28 protein-coding genes are annotated in these 19,085 nt (G+C 62.2%); 9 read left to right on the forward strand and 19 right to left on the reverse strand.

Annotation, left to right across the window (positions count from 1 at the left end):
• Positions 1-58 precede the first annotated feature (58 nt).
• Entirely contained in the window at positions 59-928 is an 870-nt protein-coding gene (locus P0Y65_18620) for a bifunctional helix-turn-helix domain-containing protein/methylated-DNA--[protein]-cysteine S-methyltransferase (protein WEK04170.1), read from the forward strand.
• A 9-nt stretch (positions 929-937) separates the two neighbouring features.
• Here the strand turns inward: P0Y65_18620 and P0Y65_18625 are convergent, their stop codons facing one another.
• Genes P0Y65_18625 through dapB form a run of 4 tightly spaced genes read right to left on the reverse strand, consistent with a single transcriptional unit; the run spans position 938 to position 3,246 of the window.
• Positions 938-1,354, reverse strand: coding sequence for a hypothetical protein (locus P0Y65_18625; GenBank protein ID WEK04171.1), 417 nt, complete (start codon positions 1,352-1,354; stop codon positions 938-940).
• A 13-nt stretch (positions 1,355-1,367) separates the two neighbouring features.
• Entirely contained in the window at positions 1,368-1,982 is a 615-nt protein-coding gene (locus P0Y65_18630) for a 2,3-bisphosphoglycerate-dependent phosphoglycerate mutase (protein ID WEK04172.1), read from the reverse strand.
• Positions 1,982-2,434, reverse strand: a complete 453-nt coding sequence (locus tag P0Y65_18635; protein WEK04173.1) for an EVE domain-containing protein — start codon at positions 2,432-2,434, stop codon at positions 1,982-1,984. Before P0Y65_18635 ends, P0Y65_18630 begins: the two co-directional genes overlap by 1 nt.
• 5 nt (positions 2,435-2,439) lie before the next feature.
• Entirely contained in the window at positions 2,440-3,246 is an 807-nt protein-coding gene (gene dapB, locus P0Y65_18640) for a 4-hydroxy-tetrahydrodipicolinate reductase (GenBank protein WEK04174.1), read from the reverse strand.
• A 176-nt stretch (positions 3,247-3,422) separates the two neighbouring features.
• Here dapB and P0Y65_18645 point away from each other — a divergent pair, with 176 nt between their 5' ends.
• Positions 3,423-3,773, forward strand: a complete 351-nt coding sequence (locus P0Y65_18645; GenBank protein WEK04175.1) for a VOC family protein — start codon at positions 3,423-3,425, stop codon at positions 3,771-3,773.
• On the opposite strand, the gene coaA is transcribed toward P0Y65_18645, so the two are convergent.
• The 8 genes from coaA to P0Y65_18685 form a co-directional block, all read right to left on the reverse strand.
• On the reverse strand, positions 3,770-4,720 hold the full coding sequence (gene coaA, locus P0Y65_18650) for a type I pantothenate kinase (GenBank protein WEK04176.1): 951 nt from the start codon (positions 4,718-4,720) through the stop codon (positions 3,770-3,772). The two genes, P0Y65_18645 and coaA, sit on opposite strands and share 4 nt — an antisense overlap.
• Complete coding sequence (locus P0Y65_18655; protein WEK04177.1) at positions 4,720-5,037, reverse strand: phosphoribosyl-ATP diphosphatase; 318 nt, start codon at positions 5,035-5,037, stop codon at positions 4,720-4,722. Before P0Y65_18655 ends, coaA begins: the two co-directional genes overlap by 1 nt.
• A gap of 35 nt (positions 5,038-5,072) precedes the next feature.
• The gene (gene hisF / locus P0Y65_18660) at positions 5,073-5,870 is read right to left on the reverse strand and encodes an imidazole glycerol phosphate synthase subunit HisF (GenBank protein ID WEK04178.1); all 798 of its coding nucleotides are present in this window, start codon (positions 5,868-5,870) and stop codon (positions 5,073-5,075) included.
• Positions 5,867-6,598 (reverse strand): 1-(5-phosphoribosyl)-5-[(5-phosphoribosylamino)methylideneamino]imidazole-4-carboxamide isomerase, encoded by a 732-nt coding sequence (gene hisA, locus P0Y65_18665; GenBank protein ID WEK04179.1) that lies wholly within the window; start codon positions 6,596-6,598, stop codon positions 5,867-5,869. Before hisA ends, hisF begins: the two co-directional genes overlap by 4 nt.
• A complete protein-coding gene (hisH, locus tag P0Y65_18670) occupies positions 6,595-7,242 on the reverse strand; it encodes an imidazole glycerol phosphate synthase subunit HisH (protein WEK04180.1) in 648 nt (215 codons plus the stop codon). Before hisH ends, hisA begins: the two co-directional genes overlap by 4 nt.
• Entirely contained in the window at positions 7,239-7,586 is a 348-nt protein-coding gene (locus P0Y65_18675) for a DUF2628 domain-containing protein (protein WEK04181.1), read from the reverse strand. The genes hisH and P0Y65_18675 overlap by 4 nt, the downstream gene beginning before the upstream one ends.
• Before the next feature lie 81 nt (positions 7,587-7,667).
• Positions 7,668-8,255 (reverse strand): imidazoleglycerol-phosphate dehydratase HisB, encoded by a 588-nt coding sequence (hisB, locus tag P0Y65_18680; protein WEK04182.1) that lies wholly within the window; start codon positions 8,253-8,255, stop codon positions 7,668-7,670.
• Positions 8,256-8,321: 66 nt separating this feature from the next.
• Positions 8,322-8,702 (reverse strand): VOC family protein, encoded by a 381-nt coding sequence (locus P0Y65_18685; GenBank protein ID WEK04183.1) that lies wholly within the window; start codon positions 8,700-8,702, stop codon positions 8,322-8,324.
• A 104-nt stretch (positions 8,703-8,806) separates the two neighbouring features.
• On the opposite strand from P0Y65_18685, the gene hslV reads away from it, so the two are divergent.
• Genes hslV through hslU form a run of 3 tightly spaced genes read left to right on the forward strand, consistent with a single transcriptional unit; the run spans position 8,807 to position 11,192 of the window.
• On the forward strand, positions 8,807-9,367 hold the full coding sequence (gene hslV / locus P0Y65_18690; GenBank protein WEK04184.1) for an ATP-dependent protease subunit HslV: 561 nt from the start codon (positions 8,807-8,809) through the stop codon (positions 9,365-9,367).
• Entirely contained in the window at positions 9,364-9,885 is a 522-nt protein-coding gene (locus P0Y65_18695) for a GNAT family N-acetyltransferase (protein WEK04185.1), read from the forward strand. The genes hslV and P0Y65_18695 overlap by 4 nt, the downstream gene beginning before the upstream one ends.
• Entirely contained in the window at positions 9,882-11,192 is a 1,311-nt protein-coding gene (gene hslU, locus P0Y65_18700; protein ID WEK04186.1) for an ATP-dependent protease ATPase subunit HslU, read from the forward strand. Before P0Y65_18695 ends, hslU begins: the two co-directional genes overlap by 4 nt.
• A gap of 177 nt (positions 11,193-11,369) precedes the next feature.
• Here hslU and P0Y65_18705 read toward each other — a convergent pair whose 3' ends face one another.
• From P0Y65_18705 to P0Y65_18715, 3 genes are read right to left on the reverse strand one after another with little or no spacing between them, the layout of a single operon-like run.
• The gene (locus tag P0Y65_18705; GenBank protein ID WEK04187.1) at positions 11,370-11,738 is read right to left on the reverse strand and encodes a helix-turn-helix transcriptional regulator; all 369 of its coding nucleotides are present in this window, start codon (positions 11,736-11,738) and stop codon (positions 11,370-11,372) included.
• A complete protein-coding gene (locus P0Y65_18710) occupies positions 11,735-12,322 on the reverse strand; it encodes a Smr/MutS family protein (GenBank protein WEK04188.1) in 588 nt (195 codons plus the stop codon). Before P0Y65_18710 ends, P0Y65_18705 begins: the two co-directional genes overlap by 4 nt.
• A gap of 31 nt (positions 12,323-12,353) precedes the next feature.
• Positions 12,354-13,064, reverse strand: coding sequence for a Tim44/TimA family putative adaptor protein (locus P0Y65_18715; protein WEK04189.1), 711 nt, complete (start codon positions 13,062-13,064; stop codon positions 12,354-12,356).
• 159 nt (positions 13,065-13,223) lie between these two features.
• On the opposite strand from P0Y65_18715, the gene P0Y65_18720 reads away from it, so the two are divergent.
• Together P0Y65_18720 and secB are read left to right on the forward strand one after the other, a co-directional pair.
• A complete protein-coding gene (locus P0Y65_18720) occupies positions 13,224-13,673 on the forward strand; it encodes an FxsA family protein (protein ID WEK04190.1) in 450 nt (149 codons plus the stop codon).
• 88 nt (positions 13,674-13,761) lie between these two features.
• Complete coding sequence (gene secB, locus P0Y65_18725; protein WEK04191.1) at positions 13,762-14,268, forward strand: protein-export chaperone SecB; 507 nt, start codon at positions 13,762-13,764, stop codon at positions 14,266-14,268.
• 47 nt (positions 14,269-14,315) lie between these two features.
• Here secB and dnaQ read toward each other — a convergent pair whose 3' ends face one another.
• From dnaQ to P0Y65_18745, 4 genes are read right to left on the reverse strand one after another with little or no spacing between them, the layout of a single operon-like run.
• Positions 14,316-15,029 (reverse strand): DNA polymerase III subunit epsilon, encoded by a 714-nt coding sequence (gene dnaQ, locus P0Y65_18730; GenBank protein ID WEK04192.1) that lies wholly within the window; start codon positions 15,027-15,029, stop codon positions 14,316-14,318.
• Positions 15,026-15,622, reverse strand: coding sequence for a dephospho-CoA kinase (gene coaE, locus P0Y65_18735; protein WEK04193.1), 597 nt, complete (start codon positions 15,620-15,622; stop codon positions 15,026-15,028). Before coaE ends, dnaQ begins: the two co-directional genes overlap by 4 nt.
• Before the next feature lies 1 nt (position 15,623).
• On the reverse strand, positions 15,624-16,451 hold the full coding sequence (locus P0Y65_18740; protein WEK04194.1) for a shikimate dehydrogenase: 828 nt from the start codon (positions 16,449-16,451) through the stop codon (positions 15,624-15,626).
• Complete coding sequence (locus tag P0Y65_18745) at positions 16,448-17,041, reverse strand: Maf family protein (GenBank protein WEK04195.1); 594 nt, start codon at positions 17,039-17,041, stop codon at positions 16,448-16,450. Before P0Y65_18745 ends, P0Y65_18740 begins: the two co-directional genes overlap by 4 nt.
• Before the next feature lie 442 nt (positions 17,042-17,483).
• Between P0Y65_18745 and hemE the strand changes: the two genes are divergently transcribed.
• A complete protein-coding gene (hemE, locus tag P0Y65_18750) occupies positions 17,484-18,509 on the forward strand; it encodes a uroporphyrinogen decarboxylase (protein ID WEK04196.1) in 1,026 nt (341 codons plus the stop codon).
• Positions 18,510-18,540: 31 nt separating this feature from the next.
• Positions 18,541-18,966, forward strand: coding sequence for a protoporphyrinogen oxidase HemJ (gene hemJ / locus P0Y65_18755; protein WEK06841.1), 426 nt, complete (start codon positions 18,541-18,543; stop codon positions 18,964-18,966).
• Positions 18,967-19,085: the final 119 nt, after the last annotated feature.

The following is a 19,085-nucleotide window of genomic DNA, read 5'->3' on the forward strand; positions in this document are numbered from 1 at the left end:
GCAAGCTTGCCCGCCAACACCTACACAGAGGCCTCAAGCAGACGCATTGGGTGTTGCCATGAACCAGATGACCAGTATCAGCCCGGCCGAGGACTACGACACGATCCAGGCGGCCATCCGCTATCTCAGCGAGAACGGGCCGGAAGTAGCCGACCTTGGTCGGTTTTCGCGCGCCTTGGGCCTGAGCGAGCGGCAGCTGACGGACCTGTTCCGCCGCTGGTGTGGCCTCTCGCCCAAGAGCTTTGCCCAGGCCGTGGCGCTGGACCATGCCAAGACCCTCCTGCGCGCTAAGGAGAGCGTGCTTGATACGACCTATGAGGTGGGCCTCAGCTCGACCTCGCGGCTGCATGATCTGTTCGTAGCCTATGAAGCCATGCCACCCGGTATTTTTCGGGCCGGAGGCGCCGGGCTCGACATGGTCTGGGGCGTGGGGCCTTCGCCCTTCGGCACGGCCGTGGTGACGGCGACCGACTATGGCCTCTCGGGCCTCGGCTTTGCCGACGAGAATACGTCTATCCAGGCCGCGTTCGAGGATCTCGCCAATCGCTGGCCTAATGCCCGCTTCACCCGTGACGACACCCGCGTTGCGCCGATGATCGCCCAGGCTTTCGATCCGGCCCGCTGGTCTCCTGAGCATCCGGTGCGGGTCGTGCTGATCGGCACGGATTTCGAAGTGTCGGTCTGGGAGACGCTGCTGAAGATTCCGGTGGGCAAGGCCACGACCTATCAGAACGTTGCCAGCAAGATCGGCCGCCCGAAAGCTTCACGCGCCGTCGGCGCCGCCGTCGGCAAGAACCCGATTTCCTTCGTCGTGCCCTGTCACCGTGTAGTCGGCACATCCGGTGCGCTCACCGGCTACCACTGGGGCGTGCCACGCAAGCGGGCGATCCTGGGCTGGGAAGCCGGGGTAATCTCGGCAGCGCATTGAGGGGATGCCTTACCCTTCGGCCTGGCTCGGCGTTTCACGTGAATCCTCGGGCAGGTCGACGAGGCGACAGCAGTCCGCATCGAATATGAAGGTCGCCTGGGGATGCATGAAACTGGGCACATTGCGCGACCACCAGCGCGCCGACTGCGGCGAGACCTCGGCAAGGATGCGTATCGCTTCAGCCGACGGCACGACATAGCCGGTGTAGGTTCCTGCCGGATAGGGCCGGCGCAGCAGCCAGCGCAACCAGGTCTGCAGGCCTCTGGTTTCCGAGAGTACCGAATAGCCTTCCGTGGCGACTGCGTCCTGTGGATGCCCAGGATCGAGCGGCAGGATCAGGCCGATCCATGCCTGCCGCACCTTGAGCGGCGCATCGCCGAGCGGCATCGACGTGATTTCAATGCCGCGCAGACGATGCTCGCCCATCCGTCCCTCCCGCTCAGATCTCGACGCGCTCGCCGAGCTTGCCGCTGGCGTCGATCTTGTAGACCGTGGGCTGGCCGGTGGCGATTTCTCGCTTGAGGATCTGCTCGGGGGTCAGGTTCTCGATGGCCATGACCATGGCGCGGAGCGAATTCCCGTGTGCGGCGATGAGGACGGTTTTTCCGGCCTTCAACTTGGGCAGGATTTCTGCTTCGTAGTAGGGCAGGGTGCGGGCCGCGGTGTCCTTGAGCGATTCGCCACCGGGAGGCGGTACGTCATAGCTGCGGCGCCAGATCAGAACCTGTTCCTCGCCCCATTTGGCGCGGGCGTCGTCCTTGTTGAGACCCGACAGGTCGCCGTAGTCGCGTTCGTTGAGCGCGACATTGCGGACGATGGTGACGTTGAGAATGCCCATCTCCTCGAGGATCAGATCGAGCGTGTGCTGGGCGCGACGCAGAGCGGAAGTGTAGAACAGGTCCGGGGCAATGCCATGGGCCTTGAGCGCCTGACCGGTCGCTCGCGCTTCGCCAATACCCTGTTCGGTCAGGTTCGGATTGCGCCAGCCGGTAAAGAGGTTTTCGAGGTTCCACTCGCTCTGGCCGTGGCGGACGAGGATCAGGGTGCCGGTCATCATTGGTCTCCGAAGGTGAAGTGGGAACCGACACCCATGGCGTCGGCAATACGGGAAAAGTCGGCTTGGGTCGCCTTGAACAGCGATTTGCGGAAGTACATGCCCCAGTGGCTCTGGTCGGTGACGAAATCGAGCTGGGGCAGCAGGAGATAGATGTCGGCGTCCTGCGCATCGAGATAATGCGCGCGGCGGCTCCAGGCTTCAACGCCAGCGCCCATCACCGGGCTGGGTTCGGGCTCACCCTCGGCGACCACACCGATGGCCGTGAAACGGCGGACCGCTTCCTTGCCGCCAAGCGTTTCGGTGGGAGAATAGTAGGCGAAGGCATCGCCCGGCTGCAGTTGTTTCACGGCACTATGCTTGCCATGGGCAAACATGACGAAGCCTTGTTCGCGGCCCACGCGGACATGGGCCGCTGCCGCAACGCCGATCCAGCAGGTCGGTGCGGCCATGACGATCAGAGCCCCAGGACGTCGGTCATGGCGTAGAGGCCCGGCTTCTGACCGGCAGCCCAGAGCGCCGCGCGGGCGGCGCCATTGGCATAGATGGTGCGATCCTGGGCACGGTGGTTGAGCTCGATGCGCTCGCCTTGGCCGGCGAGGATCACCAGATGGTCGCCGATGACATTGCCGCCGCGCAGGGTAGCAAAGCCAATGGTGCCCGCCTCGCGGGGACCGGTATGACCATCGCGCACGCGCACCGAGTGGTCCTTGAGCGAAATGTCCCGGCCCTTTGCGGCCGCATCACCCAGAAGCAGCGCCGTGCCCGAGGGGGCATCGACCTTCTTGTTGTGGTGCATTTCGAGGATTTCAATGTCGTAGTCGGCCAAGGCAGCGGCGGCCTTTTCGACCAGGTTGGCGAGGACCACCATGCCCATGGAGAAATTGCCCGACTTGACGATCCTGGCACCGGCCTTGCCAGCTGCGGCAATCGCGCCGTCGTCCGCTTCGGAGCAACCGGTGGTACCGATGATATGGACGAGGCCCAGTTGGGCCGCTTTCTGCGCCAGGGCCACGCTGGCGGCGGGGGCGGTGAAGTCGATGATGGCATCGGCACCGACAAGGGCTGCGTCGATATCGTCGGAAATGGCAACGCCCAGTTCGGCGAGGCCGGCATGCAGGCCCGCATCGCGACCAATGGCCGGGCCGCCGGCGCGGTCAACGGCGGCATGGAGCGTGAGGCCCGGTGTCGCGGCAATGGCTGCGATATTGGCGACCCCCATGCGTCCGCCTGCGCCCGCCACAACCACCTTCACGTCAGCCATCACACCACTCCCGATTGGCTGGTCTCATAAATCATTTCGACGCGCTTTCGAACCTCAAAAGTGGAGCCACTGTTTCGGAAAGCGCTTTGTCAGCGCGCTGCGCCAGTGCCAAGACTTGCGCCCCATTGCTGTCATCATGCTAGGATTCAAAATCGCAGGCAAAGCAGGGGACTGAATTGACCATCACCAACGCGCTGGCCGGTATCGCGGTGGACGACATCAATGAGGCTCTGGAATTCTACGAAGTGCTGTTTGGCCGGATGGCCGATGCGCGGCCGATCAATGACGTCGCCGAATGGAAATTGCCGGGTGGCGGCTGGGTGCATGTACATGCCGATGCGGACCGGGCCGGCGCGTCGAGCCTGACGCTGATCGTCGATGACTTGGCCGAAGAGCTCGGGCGGTTAGGGCTGCATGGTCTTAACCCGGTCTCCAAAGCCATGGGCGACTTTTTCAAGACGGCGAAATTCCGCGATCCGGATGGCAACCAGATCGTCTTCAGCCAGCCGCAGCCGGGCACATATTAAACGCGCCGCAGCCGCACTTCCTCGATGAGATGGCTCTGGCCCTTCTTGAGGATCAGATCGGCACGGCCCCGCGTCGGCAGCACGTTTTCGAGCAGATTGGGCAGGTTGACCCGGCGCCAGACCTGGCGGCCGTAGTCGCCGGCTTCGTCCTGGCTCATTTCGGCAAAGCGGCGGAAGAAGGAGGTCGGGTCCTTGAAGGCGGTTTCGCGCAGACGGAAGAAGCGCTCCATGTACCAGGATTCAAGGTCGTCATTGTCGGCGTCGATATAGATCGAGAAGTCGATGAAATCGGAAGCAAAGAGAATGGGCTTGCCATCCCTGGGCAATTCGCCGGGCTGGAGAATGTTGAGCCCCTCGACGATCAGGATGTCGGGCCGGTCCACGATGATCTCGCTGCCGGGCACGACGTCATAGACCAGATGCGAATAGACCGGCACCTGCATCTCGCCCTTGCCCGATTTGACGTCGGACAGGAACTGCACGAAACGCGCGCGGTCGTAGCTTTCGGGAAAACCCTTGCGGTTCATGATGCCCCGGGCTTCGAGCACCGCATTGGGATGCAGGTAGCCGTCTGTGGTGACGAGATCGACCTTGGGGCTCGACGGCCAGCGCTGCAGCAGGGCCTGGAGGATTCGCGCCGTGGTCGATTTGCCCACCGCAACCGATCCGGCGACGCCGATGATGAAGGGGACTTTCTGATCGGGTGTTTCGAGGAAGCGCGTCGAGACATTGTGCAGGCCCTGGATGGCTTCCACGTAAAAAGACAGCAGGCGCGTCAGGGGCAGATAGACCTCTTCGGCCTCTTCGAGCGAGATCGGATCGCTGAGGGTGCGCAGGCGCGCAATGTCCTCACGCGTCAGCGTCATCGGCTCGTCGGCGCGCAGGGCGCTCCACTGGGTCTTGGTGAAATGGTGATAGGGCGCAGGCAGGGGCGAACGCTTGGCCATTACTGGTGGTCTTTCCGGGAGGCTTTTTCGGCAAGGCCCGATTGGGCCGTGCGGGCGTCGAGTTCGGCCATGACTTCCGCCAGCGGCAGGTCGGCGGCCTTGAGCACGACCAGCAGGTGGTAGAGCAGGTCGGCGCTTTCCTTGACCAGTTCGGCGCGATTGCCGGTCACCGCAGCGATCACCGCTTCGGTGGCTTCCTCGCCGAGTTTCTGGGCGCATTTCTCCATGCCGCGGGCAATCAGTTTTGCCGTGTAGCTTTCATCGGGCGAGGCCGCGGCGCGGCTGGCGATACGGGTTTCGAGCGTTTCAAGATTCATCTGCACGCACTCCGGGTGCTTCAAACAGTCAGGCGCTAAAGAAGGCCATCAAGACGCACGGCAACACCATGCTCGCGCATATAGGCCTTGGCCTGCGGAATGGTGAAGGTGCCGAAATGGAAGATGGAGGCGGCGAGCACCGCACTGGCATGGCCTTCCTTCACACCATCGACCAGGTCCTGCAACGTGCCCACACCGCCCGAGGCGATGACCGGCACTTCCACTTCGTCGGCAATGGCGCGGGTCAGCTTGAGATCAAAGCCCGACTTGGTGCCGTCGCGATCCATGGAGGTCACCAGCAATTCGCCAGCGCCGCGCTCGACCATGCGGGCTGCAAATTCCACCGCGTCGAGGCCCGTCGGCTTGCGCCCGCCATGGGTGAAGATTTCCCATTCGCTGCGATTATCGCCACCGACCTGCTCGGTGAGCCGCTGCTTGGCATCGACCGAGACGACGATGCATTGGTTGCCGAACTTGTCGGCAGCGCGGGCGATGAAATCGGGATCGCTGACGGCGGCCGAATTGATCGCCACCTTGTCGGCACCGGCCAGCAGGAGCTTGCGGATATCCTCGATCGAACGGACGCCACCGCCCACAGTCACCGGCATGAAGCAATGTTCGGCCGTGCGCGCCACGACGTCGAAAATCGTGTCGCGGCCTTCGTGGCTGGCGGTGATGTCGAGGAAGGTGAGTTCGTCGGCGCCGGCGGCGTCATAGGCCATGGCGGCTTCGACGGGGTCACCGGCATCGATCAGATCGACGAATTGCACGCCCTTGACCACACGGCCACCGGCCACGTCCAGACAGGGGATGAGGCGGGTTTTCAGGGTCATGCCGCAGCTTTCAGAAGCGCCAATGCTTCACGTGAATCAATCCGCCCGTCGTAAAGCGCCCGGCCCGAGATGGCGCCTTCGAGCACTTTGGCGTCGGGCTGGGTCAGGCGGGTGATATCCGCCATTGAAGCCAGGCCACCCGAGGCGATGACAGGAATGGAGGTGGCGTGGGCCAGCTCCAGGGTCGAATCCCAGTTGATGCCGGCCAGCACGCCATCGCGGTCGATGTCGGTATAGATGATGGCGGCGACACCCGCACCTTCGAAGCGTTTCGCCAGCTCGATGATCGAGAGCTCCGAGGTCTCGGCCCAGCCCTCCACCGCGACCATGCCCTTGCGCGCGTCGATGCCGACAGCGACCTGGCCGGGCCACTTCTGCGCAGCTTCCTTCACCAGCGCCGGATCGCGCACAGCGACCGTGCCGAGAATGACGCGAGCGAGACCCTTGTCGAGCCAGCTTTCGATATGGGTGAGATTGCGAATGCCGCCGCCGAGCTGGACGGGGAATTTTACGCTTTTCAGGATGGCTTCGACGGCGGCGCCGTTGACGCTCTCGCCGGCAAAGGCGCCGTTGAGGTCGACGACGTGGAGATAGTCGAATCCCTGGTCCTCGAAACTTTTCGCCTGGTCCGCGGGATCGTCATTGAAGACGGTTGCCTGCTCCATGTCGCCGAGCTTCAGGCGCACGCATTGGCCGTCCTTGAGGTCGATGGCGGGAAAGAGGATCACGGTGTCCACCTCAGGAAGTTATCGATGAGCTTCAGGCCCAGTGCCTGGCTTTTTTCCGGGTGGAACTGGGTGCCGAAAATATTGTCGCGGCCGACGCAGGCCGTCACCGTGCCGCCATAGCTGGTGGTGGCAAGGAGCGTGTCATCGCTTTCGGTGACGAGGTGGTAGGAATGCACGAAATAGGCATGCAGCCCCTCAGGGCCATCCGGAATGCCATCGAGCAGCGCATGCGGGCGGGTGACCGAAATGGTGTTCCAGCCCATGTGCGGGATTTTGAGGCTTGGGTCGGATGGCGTGATCTTCTGCACTGCGCCGGGGATCCAGCCGAGACCGGGGGTCACGGTCTTTTCGCGACCTTCGCTGGCCAGAAGCTGCATGCCGACGCAGACGCCGAGAAAGGGCGTGCCACCGCGGATGACGCGCTCCTCGATTACGTCCACCATGCCAGCCACCGCATCGAGCCCCGCCTTGCAATCGGCGAAGGCGCCGACGCCGGGCAGCATGATGCGATCGGCCTGGCGCACGCGGTCGGGGTCGGCGGTGACTTCCACGGCAATGCCAAGCGGCGTCGCCATGCGCTCAAAAGCCTTGGCGGCCGAGTGCAGATTGCCGGCGCCGTAGTCGATGATCGTTACCAGGCTCATCGGATGGCCTCCAGTCGTGCCATGTCGTCGCTCAGTGCCACGCGGTTGTCGCGAAAGCTCCAGCCGCGCCAGGCGAGGCCATGGCGGCGCAGGCCGGATGCGGCAAGACCGAGCCAGAGGGCCGCGAGGACATAGAGTGCAAAAACGGCGTCGCCGCCGATGACGGCCGAGAGCAGCACAAGCACGACAAGCTTGATGGCCCAGGCGAGCGTTTCGAGCCAGAGACCGTGGCGCAGAAGGAAGGCGGGCGGGAGCAGGGCGGCGAACCAGGAAAAACGCTCCGGGATCGCGGCGGGCAATTCAGGCCGACCCGGCTGGGGGTCATAGATGGCATAAAGGGTCATGGCGCTTCCATACCGGTTGCGGCAGCACTTAGAGGAATTTTGACGTGGGTGGAAGGGACGATGCCCCTTCCAGCCGGCTCGCTAGAGCGTGCCCTTGGTGCTGGGCACGCGGTCGCTGGCCCGCGGATCGATTTCCACTGCCTCGCGCAGGGCGCGGGCTACGGCCTTGAACATGGACTCGGCGAGATGATGGTTGTTGTCGAAATAGAAGTTTTCGATATGCAGCGTGATGCCGGCATTGATGGCCAGCGCCTGGAAGAACTCGCGGAACAGTTCGGTGTCGATGTCGCCGATCTTGTTCTGACTGAACTCGGCCTTGAAAACGAGGAAGGCGCGGCCGGAGACGTCGAGCGCCGCGCGGGTCAGCGTGCCGTCCATTGGCAGGTCATAGGAGGCATAGCGGCGAATGCCGCGCTTGTCGCCCAGAGCCTCTTTCAGAGCCTGGCCCAAGGCAATGCCGACATCCTCCACCGTGTGATGGAAATCGATGTGCAGGTCGCCCTTGCAGGCTACGTCCATGTCGATCAGCGAATGGCGCGAGAGCTGGTCCAGCATGTGGTCGAAAAAGCCAACGCCGGTCTTCATGGCATGCGCACCGGTGCCATCGAGATTGATCGAGACAGCAATCTCGGTCTCGTTGGTCTGACGGGCGATTGTCGCAATACGCATGGCGCTTCTCCGGAACTCGGCGGCTCCTAGCAGATATGCGCGAAGGCATAAAGATTGCGTTTGCAGTCAGACCGGGGACACCAACATCACCAGATTGCCATCCGGGTCTTCCACATAGGCGGCCCGTTCGCCCCAGGGCTGATCGACCGGAGCCATCACCACGGGCGCAGCCAGCGCCTCAAGGGCCGCGTCAACATCATCGACATTGATGCAGAGCTCTATCCGATGTCCCGTTGCCGGCCGCAGGGCCCTTCGATGCAGGCCCTTGTCGCTCAATACACCCAGACCAAGCTCGGTCTCGCCGAATCTGAGCGTCAGGAAGACCGGTTCGCCCGTTTCAGGAAATTGATAGACTAGACTGCCGCCCAGCACCATCTCGTAGAAGCGCCGCGCGGCGGCCATATCGGCGACAGACAGCATGGGCATGATACGGGATGCTCTGGCCATGAGGTTCTCCTCCGTCTGCTGCAACAATGGCGCGCTTGGACAAGGCGTTGCAATCGTGGCCACGAGACCTAAATATCACTCAACAGTTCGGAGTATCTCCCCAAATGAGTGACAACAATTCCCCCGGCTGGCACGGGACGACGATCGTTTCCGTGCGCAAGGGCAACAAGGTCGTGGTGGCTGGCGATGGCCAGGTCTCCATGGGCCCCACCGTGATGAAGCACGGCGCCAAGAAAGTCCGGCGCCTGGCCGGTGGCAAGGTGATCGGCGGTTTCGCCGGTTCGACCGCCGATGCCTTCACGCTGTTCGAACGGCTCGAAGCCAAGCTTGAACAATATCCCGACCAGCTGATGCGCGCCGCCGTCGAGCTGGCCAAGGACTGGCGCACCGATCGCTACCTGCGCAAGCTTGAGGCGATGATGATCGTGGCCGACAAGAAGGACACGCTGGTGCTGACCGGCAATGGCGACGTGCTGACGCCGGACCATGGCGTCATCGCCATCGGCTCGGGTGGCAATTACGCGCATTCGGCGGCGCTGGCGCTGCACCAGGCCACCGAGCTTGATGCGGAGGATATCGCCCGCCGTGCCATGAAGATCGCAGAAGAGATCTGCGTCTATACCAATGGCAATGTGACGGTCGAGACCATCGAGCTCGACGCGTGAACCATACCATTCGCAGGCTGACCTCGGCTGATCTCATTGCCTATCGCGCCATCCGCGCGGAGGCCTTGCGGGATCATCCCGAAGCCTTTGTCGAAACGCCGGATCGCTTTGCTGCCCGCAGCAACGACGATGTCGGCAAGATGCTCGATAGCCTCGCAGTCTTTGCGGCCATGGGCCCTGATCACGCGATCGACGCCATCGTCGGTCTCAGCCGCAGTGACAATCCCAAGGAGCAGCACCGCGGCTGGCTGATCCAGGTCTATGCACGACCCGCCCTGCGCGGCACCGGCATGGCCCGGAGATTGATCGAGACGGCGATCGAAAACGCCCGCGAATGGGGCATGCTGCAAATCCATCTGGGCGTCTGGACCGAGAATGAACCGGCCCTCCGCCTTTATCAGAAGCTGGGTTTTGCCACCTATGGCACCGAACCCCGCTATCTCTTCGTGAACGGTCGCTATGTCGACGAACACCTGATGGTGCGCTTCCTGGACAAGGCACCTGGAGACCAGAAATGACTGAAACCAATTTTTCCCCGCGCGAGATCGTTTCCGAACTCGATCGCAATATCGTCGGCCAGAATGACGCCAAGCGCGCCGTAGCCGTGGCCCTGCGCAATCGCTGGCGCCGGCAGCAACTCAGCCCCGAGCTGCGCCGCGAGGTGACCCCGAAGAATATCCTGATGATCGGGCCGACCGGCGTCGGCAAGACCGAGATTTCCCGCCGTCTGGCGCGCCTGGCTCAGGCCCCTTTCATCAAGGTCGAGGCGACGAAGTTCACCGAGGTCGGCTATGTCGGCCGCGACGTGGAGCAGATCATCCGCGATCTGGTGGAAGCCGGCATTGCCGTGCTGCGTGACAAGCGCCGCGCCGATGTGCAGGCACAGGCCCATGCCAATGCGGAAAACCGCGTGCTCGACGCACTGGTCGGGACCTCCGCCACACCGTCGACGCGCGATAGCTTCCGCAAAAAGCTGCGCAACAACGAGATCGATGACAATGAGATCGAGCTCGAAATGCAGCCGGCGCCCAATACCGGGGGCTTTGAAATCCCCGGCATGCCCAATGGCGGCGTCGGCATGATCAACCTTAGTGACATGTTCAAATCGGCCATGGGCGGACGGGGCGTCAAGCGCAAGATCAAGGTCAAGGATGCCTATGAGCCGCTGATCGCCGAAGAGGCCGACAAGCTGCTCGACCAGGAAGCGCTCAAGCACGAGGCCATCGAGCTGGTGGAAAACCACGGCATCGTCTTCATCGACGAGATCGACAAGGTGGCCCATCGCGAAGGCGGAGCACAGGGCGGTCCATCGCGCGAAGGCGTGCAGCGGGACCTGCTGCCGCTGATCGAGGGCACGACGGTGTCCACGAAATATGGTCCAGTCAAGACCGACCATATCCTGTTCATTGCCTCGGGCGCCTTCCATGTTTCCAAGCCCAGTGACCTGCTGCCCGAACTGCAGGGTCGCCTGCCGATCCGTGTGGAACTCAAGGCCCTGACGCGTGAGGATTTCATCCGCATCCTCAACGACACTGATGCGAGCCTCATCAAGCAATATGTGGCGTTGATGCAGACGGAAGGCGTCACCCTGGACTTCACCCAAGACGCCATCGAGGCGATTGCCGACGCGGCCGTTCGGGTCAATGACTCGGTGGAAAACATCGGTGCCCGCCGCCTGCAGACGGTGATGGAGCGGCTGGTCGAAGACATCAGCTTCGAAGCCCCCGACAAGCAGGGCCAGACGATCAAGATCGATGCGGCTTTCGTGGCCGAAAAGGTGGGCGAGCTGAGCAAGGATCAGGATCTGAGCAAGTTCGTTTTGTAGTCTTCTAACCCTCTCCCCTTGAGGGAGAGGGACAGCTTTTCCTCGTTCAGAGGAAAAGCAGGGTGAGGGGTTCTGCGCTATCCTATGCTTTGCGGCTTACGGACGACGGAGGACCCCTCATCCGTCTCGGCTTCGCCGAGCCACCTTCTCCCTCAAGGGGCGAAGGTAAGAAAGAAGCTACCGCCGCTTCCCGCTTCGCTTCACCAGTTCATCGCGCAAAAATCGCAGGTCCTCAGCATCGAGCTTGCCGATGTCATCCCGCAGTCGGTTGGTCAGTTCGGTCGCTTCGGGCAGTAGCCCACCGGTGTCGATGGTGACCTTGGGATCGCTCATTTCGGCGAGGCGCTGCAATTCCTCGGCCTCATCCCAGATAACGTTGAAATAGGCGATGATACGGTGCAGCAGGAAGCCGGTGGGCGTGCCGCGCTTGCCGTGTTCCAGCGCCGAGAGATAGGCGCTCGAGACGTTCAACGCCGCCGCCATGTCCTTGAGCGAAATGCCGCGCGCCTCGCGCATCTCTCGGATTCTGGCGCCAAGCGGGGTCATGCGCGGCGCAGGCGTACATACCACGCCCCCTCGCCACCATGACCGCGTGCCGCGACGCTCCAGCCGGAAATCATCGCGGACAGGCTTGGTTCGCTCAGCCAGATCGGCAGCATGGTTCGCAGCACGCCGCGCTCGGTCATGGCGGCGATATAGTCATTGTCGGTCTTGATGCCTTTGCCGGTGATAACCAGCACCGTGCGGTCGCCGCGGGAAAAGCGCGCATGGATGAAGCGATGCAAGGCGCCGCGCGCCTCGTTCTGCGTCATGCCATGCAGGTCGATGCGGCCATCGATCTCGATGCGGCCGCGGCTGACCTTGCGGTGAATGCCGGGATCGACGGCCTTTTCGGGCAGGTTGGCCGAGGGTATGGGCGCCTGATAAGGCGGCAGGAACGGCTTTTGCGGTGCCTTGCGCTTCGGCGGCGCCTTGGTCACCGGCGCCGGTGGCGGTTCCTCGGCCGGGATGGGCAGAGGTAGGCTGCCGAATTTCAGCAGCCCCTTGCGCCGCAAGGGATCCACCGTCGCGGCGACGGTGGTCCACAGGTGGAAGTCGTGCGGCAGGCGTTTGGGGTCACGCTTGGACATGAAACGGAGTGTCGCCGACCTGGAGTTGAAATCAGTCGAGCTGGCTAGTGGTCACGACCTTCCAATTGGGATCGCGCGACTTGGGATTGCGGGCAAAAGTCCATTCATCAGCAATGGTCTGCACCTGGTCGGCATTGCCTTCCACCATCGTGCCCTCCTTGTCGCGCGTGGCCGAGACCACTTCGGCATGGAAGCGGATGGTCAGCAGCACGTTCTTCTTGTCATATTCGGCGTCGGAAATTTCCACCTTGGGCAGGCCGACGAAGGTGAAGTCCACTGTCTGGGCGGCCTTTTCGCGCTCGGCGATGGCCAACTGGAAGCCTTCGAAGACATCCTTTTCGAGCAGGTTCTTGAGGGTGGCGCGATCGCCGGCCGCGAAGGCCGTGACGATCATCTCATAGGCCTGCTTGGCGCCCTCGAGGAAGCTTTTCGGGGTGAAGGTATCGTCGGCCGCAACCACATCCTTGAGGCCGGTCGCCAGTTCGGGATTGCCGCGCGAGAACTGTTCGATCTCGGCCTCGACCTTGCGCGCGCGATATTCGTCGTCGCCATCGGCCGCCTGCGCGGGGCGCGGGCGCATCGGCACGACCGTATCCTCGCTCGTGGTCTCGGTGGGCTTGCGGCGCTCGACGGGCGGGCGCTCATTGCCGGTCCGCGTGCCGAGGACTGAGCGCAGGCGGAACAGCACAAAGACTGCAACACCGATCACGATGAGGGTGGGAAGGTCGAAAAATTCATCCATTGAACAATGCACCTTGGCGTGAGCGCCTGATAAAACGACGCGGCGACGCTCGTTGAGCGCCTTGTTTGGCCTATATATAAGCAAAGCCTCACCTCAAAACCAGTTCACGATGGGGCGAGAGGCGTTTTGTCATAGTTGCATCAGAAGGAAGCCCCGACCATGGCCCGATTTTTCGCTCTCGGCCTGATCGTCTTGCCGCTTATCGAGATCGCCATTTTCATCAAGGTGGGCCAGAGTATCGGGCTTTTTCCCACTTTGGCACTGATCATCGGCGCGGCGCTGCTCGGCGGCCTGCTGCTGCGTCAGCAGGGTCTGTCGGTGATCGGGCAGTTGCGCAACAACGTCAATGCCGGGCAGATGCCGGCGCGGTCCATCGCCGATGCGATGATGATCGGGGTAGCGGCATTGTTCCTGATGCTGCCGGGATTCCTCAGCGATATTTTTGCGCTGGCCCTGCTGCTGCCATGGGTGCGGAGCTGGATATATGCCGGCCTCGCGTCGCGGGTGCGGGTGGTCAATACGACGACCACCTATCGCCGGCAGGATTCGGCGCCCGGCCAGATCAATGGCACGATCGATCTCGACGATGACGACTATCGTCCGCGCTGACCCGGCAAAGGGCGGCCCGGCGCGCTTGTCGCTGTGGCCCAAAGATGCTAGCCAGCCACCCAGAATTTTCCTTTGAGGACTTATGCTCATGGCTGACGAAACCCAGGGCGGCGCTGCCCCCGTCACCCCACCGTCGATGAACCTGGTGGGCCAGTATATCCGCGATCTCTCCTTCGAGAATCCGGGCGCGCCCGGTTCGATCCTGGCCGGTGGCGGCAATCCGGCCTTCAACGTTTCGATCTCAGTCGGCGTCAAGAAGCAGGCCGATGACCTCTATGCCGTCGAACTGACCCTCAATGCCAAGGCCAACCGCGAAGCCACAGTCCTGTTCAACGTGGAACTGGTCTATGGCGGCGTGTTCCGCGTCAAGAATGTGCCGGAAGTTCAGCTCAGCCAGTTGCTGATGATCGAATGCCCGCGCCTGATCTTCCCGTTTGCCCGCCAGGTGCTGGCCAGCGTCACCCAGCAGGGCGGTTTCCCGCCGCTGATGATGGAGCCGGTGGATTTTGCCGCCATCTATCGCCAGAACCTGCAGAAGCTCGCCGCCCAGCAGCAGGCCACTGCGCCCGCTCCGGAAGCCGAAAAGCTGAACTGATCTTTTCGCAATGTGAATTGAAAAGCCTCGGCATACCGGGGCTTTTTTCATTCTGCGGCTTGCGTCGCCTCGGCATACTGGGCCCAGATCGCCTCGCCACCCATCTTGTCGAGCAGCACCGCATGGGCAGCGGCCTCCGTGTCGGACACGCGGGAGGGCAGGGGTGTGGGGCGCGGCGCCACGGCAATGCGGGTGATTTCACCGCTGCTGGTCGATCCTTGCGTTTCGGCAATCAGCGCCAGGCTCACCTGCTTGCCGCCGATGAGTTCGAGGTAAACCTCGGCGAGGATCTCGCTGTCGAGCAAAGCGCCATGCAGCGTGCGGCGGGAATTGTCGATGCCATAGTGCTTGCAGAGGGCATCAAGGCTGACGCGGGCGCCCGGATGCTTTTCGCGCGCGACCATCACTGTATCGATGACCTTGTTGGTCAGCCGACCCTGTCCGGTCTTTTCCAGCTCGGTATTGAGGAAGCCCATGTCGAAGGGGGCATTGTGGATAACCAGAGTGGCATCGCCGATGAATTCACGGAAATCATTGGCGACAGCGCCGAACAGCGGCTTGTCGCTCAAAAATTCCTCGCTCAACCCATGCACCCGGAAGGCTTCTTCGGGCATGTTGCGCTGGGGATTGATATAGACGTGGTAGTGCCGGCCCGAGGGAATGTGATTGATCAGCTCGACGCAGCCGATTTCCACGAGGCGATCGCCCTGCTGGGGCGAGAGGCCGGTGGTTTCGGTATCAAGCACGATCTCCCGGTTCATTTTCTGGCCTCTCTGGCTCGGATGGCAGCGACCAGGGCCGCGACCATTTCCACGGTCTGTTCGACGGGCATGCCGGTATCGAAAAGATATGTGGCCCGCGCCTTCTTTTCGTCCTGCGGCAGCTGGCGGGCAAGAATGGTGTCGAGCTTTTCCCCGCTCATTCCCGGTCGGGCCAGCGCGCGCTGGCGCTGAATGGCCGGATCGACCCAGGTCACGGCAACGGCGTCAAAGCCATAGTCATAGCCGCTTTCAAAGAGCAGCGGCACTTCCACCACGGCCAGCGCTTCGCCCGCAGCCTCGGCGTGGTCCATGAAACTTTTGATCCTTCCGCGCACCAGCGGATGCACCAGAGCTTCCAACCGGCCGAAGCCGGTGGGATCGGCCGCCAGTTTCTGGCTCAACAGCGCCCGATCGATCCTGCCGTCGCGCGTCACCCCTGGAAATTCGCCTTCCACTGGCGCGATAGCTTCGCCTTCATAGAGCTCGGCTACGGCCTGGTCGGCGGAAAACACTAGCACATCGAGATCGGCAAAGGCCTTCAGCACCGTGGATTTGCCGGTGGCTATCGAGCCTGTCACCCCAATCCGCCACATGTCAGCGATCCAGGGTTGCTTCGACACGCCGACGCAGCTCGGCTGTCACCGCCGGGCGCTTGCCGAACCAGGCCTCAAAACCCGGCACGGCCTGGTGCAGCAGCATGCCCAGGCCATCGACCGTCTTGAGCCCATGCGTTACCGCATCGGCCAAAAGCGGCGTCACCAGCGGCGTATAGACGATATCGGTCACCAGCGCGGACTTCGGCAGCAAGGCCAGATCGAAATCCATGCTCGTGCCATGCATGCCGATGGAACTGGTGTTGATCACGATCCCGGCGTTGGGGGCATTGTCGTCCCATTCATCGAGCCCATGCGCCAGAATGGGCCCGCCGATCGCTGCAGCCAGCGTTTCCGCATTGGCGACAGTACGGTTGAGCAGGTGAATGCGACCGAGCCCACGATGGCGCAGCGCCACCAGCACGGCTCGTGCCGCACCACCGGCGCCGATCACTATGGCTTCCTCGACGGTATCGGACCAGCCCGGCGCCCCGGCATCGAGATTGCCGAGAAAGCCCAGGTAATCGGTATTGCTCCCAAAAACCTTGCCGTCCTCCACCACCAGCGTGTTGACCGCGCCAATGGTGCGGGCCAGCGGGTCGACCTCATCGCAGAGCGCAAAGACGGCTTCCTTGTGCGGAATGGTGACATTGCCGCCGGCAAATTCCCCCGCGCGCAGCCGCTCGAAGAAGGCGGGCAAGGCATCGGGCGCCACGTCGATCGCCTCGTAGGTGCCGTCAATGCCATGCTCCTCAAGCCAGGTGCCATGGATGAGGGGCGAGCGCGAGTGTTTGATCGGATGGCCGATGACGAAGGCTTTGATGGTCACGAAAGGGTCTCGGGGGCGTGGGTGCGCAGGCCGGCCAGAAGCGGCAGCAGTGGCAGGCCCAGAATGGTGAAATAGTCGCCAGTGACGGTTTCGAACAGGCGAATGCTGGGCCCTTCGAGCCGATAGGAGCCAACCGAGGACAGCACCGCATCGCCTTCGCGCGCCAGGACATCGTCGCGTTCTTCGGGGGTAAACTCGCGCATGGTCAGTTCGGCGGTCTGGATATCGGACCAGAGCAGCTGGTCGTGCTTGACCACGGCAACCGCGGCATGGAGGCGATGGGTCTTGCCGCGCAGGTGGTCGAGTTGAGCCACGGCGGCGGCGCGATCCACCGGCTTGTGCAAAAGCTCGGTGCCCAGACTCAGCGTCTGGTCGGCGCCGATCACGATCGCCCCTGGATTGTTAACGGCAACAGCCGCTGCCTTGCGCTGGGCCAGCAGCAGCGCCACATCGCGCCCGTCACCGCCAGCCTCGATCGCGGCCTGTTCGAGACCTCGCTCGTCAATGCTGGCTGCCTGGCTGGTAAACACCAGTCCGGCCTGCTGCAGCAGGGCTTTGCGGGTTTCGCTCTGGCTGGCAAGGATCAGCATGGGCTCATGTTTTCCACACTGTCATCCACAGCTCAAGCCAGATCTGTGACAATGACTCATGACTTTTGGTCTGGGCCGGATTTGTCCACATTGGTTACCAAAACATTAACAGCTCGACTCCGGTGGGCAGGAGACGGGGGCTTGGGATAGCTCTGGGGATAACCTCGCTCGGTCAAAGAACCTCTGCCAAGCGATTTTGCACAGCCGGATTCGAATCGTTGACTCCGGAGTCGCCTCGTTAAGCTTTCGTTAAGAAGTGTAAACCATCCGTTAACCAAGAGGCGCCGAGTCTAGAATTAACACCGGGTTAACCATTCGTGCTGCGCGCTTGTGCCGCCACGAGGGCGATTGTGGACGGCGATGAATTGGCTCAAAACACCGCCATGATAATACAGATACGAAGTAAGAAAGACTCTTTAGGGGTTTTGAAGGGAAGGGGTGAATGACCCATAAGCCTTTGCTGGCAACCGTCAGAGGCGAGAAGCAATCTCGCCCCGCGCTCTGGATCATGCGGCAGGCCGGTCGCTATCTGCCCGAATATCGTGCCGTCCGGGCCGAGACCAAGAATTTCCTCGAGCTCTGCTATTCGCCTGATCTCGCGACGGAAGTAACGCTTCAGCCGCTGCGTCGGTTCGATCTCGATGCGGCAATCCTCTTTTCCGATATTCTCGTCGTGCCCGATGCCTTGGGACAGTCAGTGCGCTTTGAAGCCGGTGAAGGACCAGTCCTCGAGCCGGTGAGCGTGGAAAGCATCGCAGGGCTTGGGAAGGATAAGGATCCGCTGAACCATCTTGCGCCCGTCCTTGAGACGGTGCGTCGGTTGAGGGCGGCCCTTGCCCCTGAGAAGACGCTGATCGGCTTCTGTGGCTCTCCCTGGACCGTGGCGACCTATATGATCGGCGGTCGTGGCTCGCCCGATCAGGCCGCTGCGCGTTTGTTTGCCCTGCGGCACCCGGAAGCCTTTGCGGCGCTGATCGATGTCCTCGTCGACACCAGCATCAATTACCTCGTCGCGCAGCTGCAGGCCGGCGCCGATGTGGTGCAGCTTTTCGAAAGCTGGGCGCTCAATCTCGATGATGCGAATTTCCTGACCTGTGTCATCGAGCCCAACCGGCGGATCGTCGAAGGTGTGCGGGTACGGGTGCCCAATGCGCCCATCATCGGTTTTCCGCGTGGCGCGGCTGGCAATCTTGCCCGCTATGCCGCCCAGACCGGGGTCAATGCTCTGGGGCTGGACTATGCGACGCCGCTCGATTTTGCCGCGAAACACCTGCCGAAGGATCTGCCGGTCCAGGGTAATCTCGATCCGTTGCGTCTCGTTGCCGGCGGCGCCCAGCTCGATGAACGCGTCGATGCGATCGTGCAAGCCTTTGCCGACCGGCCGCATATTTTCAATCTCGGCCACGGCATCGTGCCGGAAACGCCGATCGCCCATGTCGAGCAGCTCGTCCGAAGGGTCAAGGGCTAGTCAAGATTTTCAGCTGTTGAGGAGTTGAACAATTATGGAATGGGTCAAAGCCCTGCATGTGATCTCGGTCATCGCCTGGATGGCCGGCATGCTCTATCTGCCGCGTCTGTTCGTCTATCACGCGGTTGCTGAGGTCGGTTCGGACAAGTCCGAGACCTTCAAGGTCATGGAACGCCGCCTGCTGCGCGGCATTATCAATCCGGCCATGATTGCCACCTGGGTCTTCGGGCTCTGGATGATTTTTGGCGGCTGGGTGAGCATGTCGGACGGCTGGTTGCATGCCAAGCTCTTCCTTGTGCTGCTGCTGAGCGGCGTGCATGGCGTGTTGGCGAAATATGTTCGGCTCTTCGCCCAGGACAAGAATACCAAGCCGCAGAAATTCTTCCGTATCCTCAACGAGGTGCCGACCGTGTTGATGATCGGCATTGTCATTTTGGTCGTCGTAAAGCCGTTCTGAGATTATCAAGAGCCATGTGAGCGGGACTCACATGGCCCTCGTGCCTCGCAAAAATGCGTCGAAGTTTCACGTGAATCCGAATGGCCGCGTCGCTGCCGATCTGCGATTTTGCGTCGCGG

It is taken from the genome of Candidatus Devosia phytovorans, assembly GCA_029202405.1.
GTDB classification, from domain to species: domain Bacteria; phylum Pseudomonadota; class Alphaproteobacteria; order Rhizobiales; family Devosiaceae; genus Devosia; species Devosia phytovorans.

Coding starts and splice junctions, on each gene's coding strand:
- hisB (WEK04182.1), bottom strand. CDS start 8,255: ATGCGTATTGCGACAATCGCCCGTCAGACCAACGAGACCGAGATTGCT.
- dnaQ (WEK04192.1), bottom strand. CDS start 15,029: ATGAACCGGGAGATCGTGCTTGATACCGAAACCACCGGCCTCTCGCCC.
- P0Y65_18655 (WEK04177.1), bottom strand. CDS start 5,037: ATGAATCTTGAAACGCTCGAAACCCGTATCGCCAGCCGCGCCGCGGCC.
- dapB (WEK04174.1), bottom strand. CDS start 3,246: ATGGCTGACGTGAAGGTGGTTGTGGCGGGCGCAGGCGGACGCATGGGG.
- P0Y65_18635 (WEK04173.1), bottom strand. CDS start 2,434: ATGGCCGCACCGACCTGCTGGATCGGCGTTGCGGCAGCGGCCCATGTC.
- P0Y65_18705 (WEK04187.1), bottom strand. CDS start 11,738: ATGACCCCGCTTGGCGCCAGAATCCGAGAGATGCGCGAGGCGCGCGGC.
- coaE (WEK04193.1), bottom strand. CDS start 15,622: ATGTGGCGGATTGGGGTGACAGGCTCGATAGCCACCGGCAAATCCACG.
- hisH (WEK04180.1), bottom strand. CDS start 7,242: ATGAGCCTGGTAACGATCATCGACTACGGCGCCGGCAATCTGCACTCG.
- P0Y65_18685 (WEK04183.1), bottom strand. CDS start 8,702: ATGGCCAGAGCATCCCGTATCATGCCCATGCTGTCTGTCGCCGATATG.
- hisF (WEK04178.1), bottom strand. CDS start 5,870: ATGACCCTGAAAACCCGCCTCATCCCCTGTCTGGACGTGGCCGGTGGC.
- P0Y65_18715 (WEK04189.1), bottom strand. CDS start 13,064: ATGGATGAATTTTTCGACCTTCCCACCCTCATCGTGATCGGTGTTGCA.
- P0Y65_18745 (WEK04195.1), bottom strand. CDS start 17,041: ATGCTGATCCTTGCCAGCCAGAGCGAAACCCGCAAAGCCCTGCTGCAG.
- hslV (WEK04184.1), top strand. CDS start 8,807: ATGAGTGACAACAATTCCCCCGGCTGGCACGGGACGACGATCGTTTCC.
- P0Y65_18710 (WEK04188.1), bottom strand. CDS start 12,322: ATGTCCAAGCGTGACCCCAAACGCCTGCCGCACGACTTCCACCTGTGG.
- P0Y65_18620 (WEK04170.1), top strand. CDS start 59: ATGAACCAGATGACCAGTATCAGCCCGGCCGAGGACTACGACACGATC.
- P0Y65_18720 (WEK04190.1), top strand. CDS start 13,224: ATGGCCCGATTTTTCGCTCTCGGCCTGATCGTCTTGCCGCTTATCGAG.
- secB (WEK04191.1), top strand. CDS start 13,762: ATGGCTGACGAAACCCAGGGCGGCGCTGCCCCCGTCACCCCACCGTCG.
- P0Y65_18625 (WEK04171.1), bottom strand. CDS start 1,354: ATGGGCGAGCATCGTCTGCGCGGCATTGAAATCACGTCGATGCCGCTC.
- P0Y65_18630 (WEK04172.1), bottom strand. CDS start 1,982: ATGACCGGCACCCTGATCCTCGTCCGCCACGGCCAGAGCGAGTGGAAC.
- coaA (WEK04176.1), bottom strand. CDS start 4,720: ATGGCCAAGCGTTCGCCCCTGCCTGCGCCCTATCACCATTTCACCAAG.
- P0Y65_18675 (WEK04181.1), bottom strand. CDS start 7,586: ATGACCCTTTATGCCATCTATGACCCCCAGCCGGGTCGGCCTGAATTG.
- hemE (WEK04196.1), top strand. CDS start 17,484: ATGACCCATAAGCCTTTGCTGGCAACCGTCAGAGGCGAGAAGCAATCT.
- hslU (WEK04186.1), top strand. CDS start 9,882: ATGACTGAAACCAATTTTTCCCCGCGCGAGATCGTTTCCGAACTCGAT.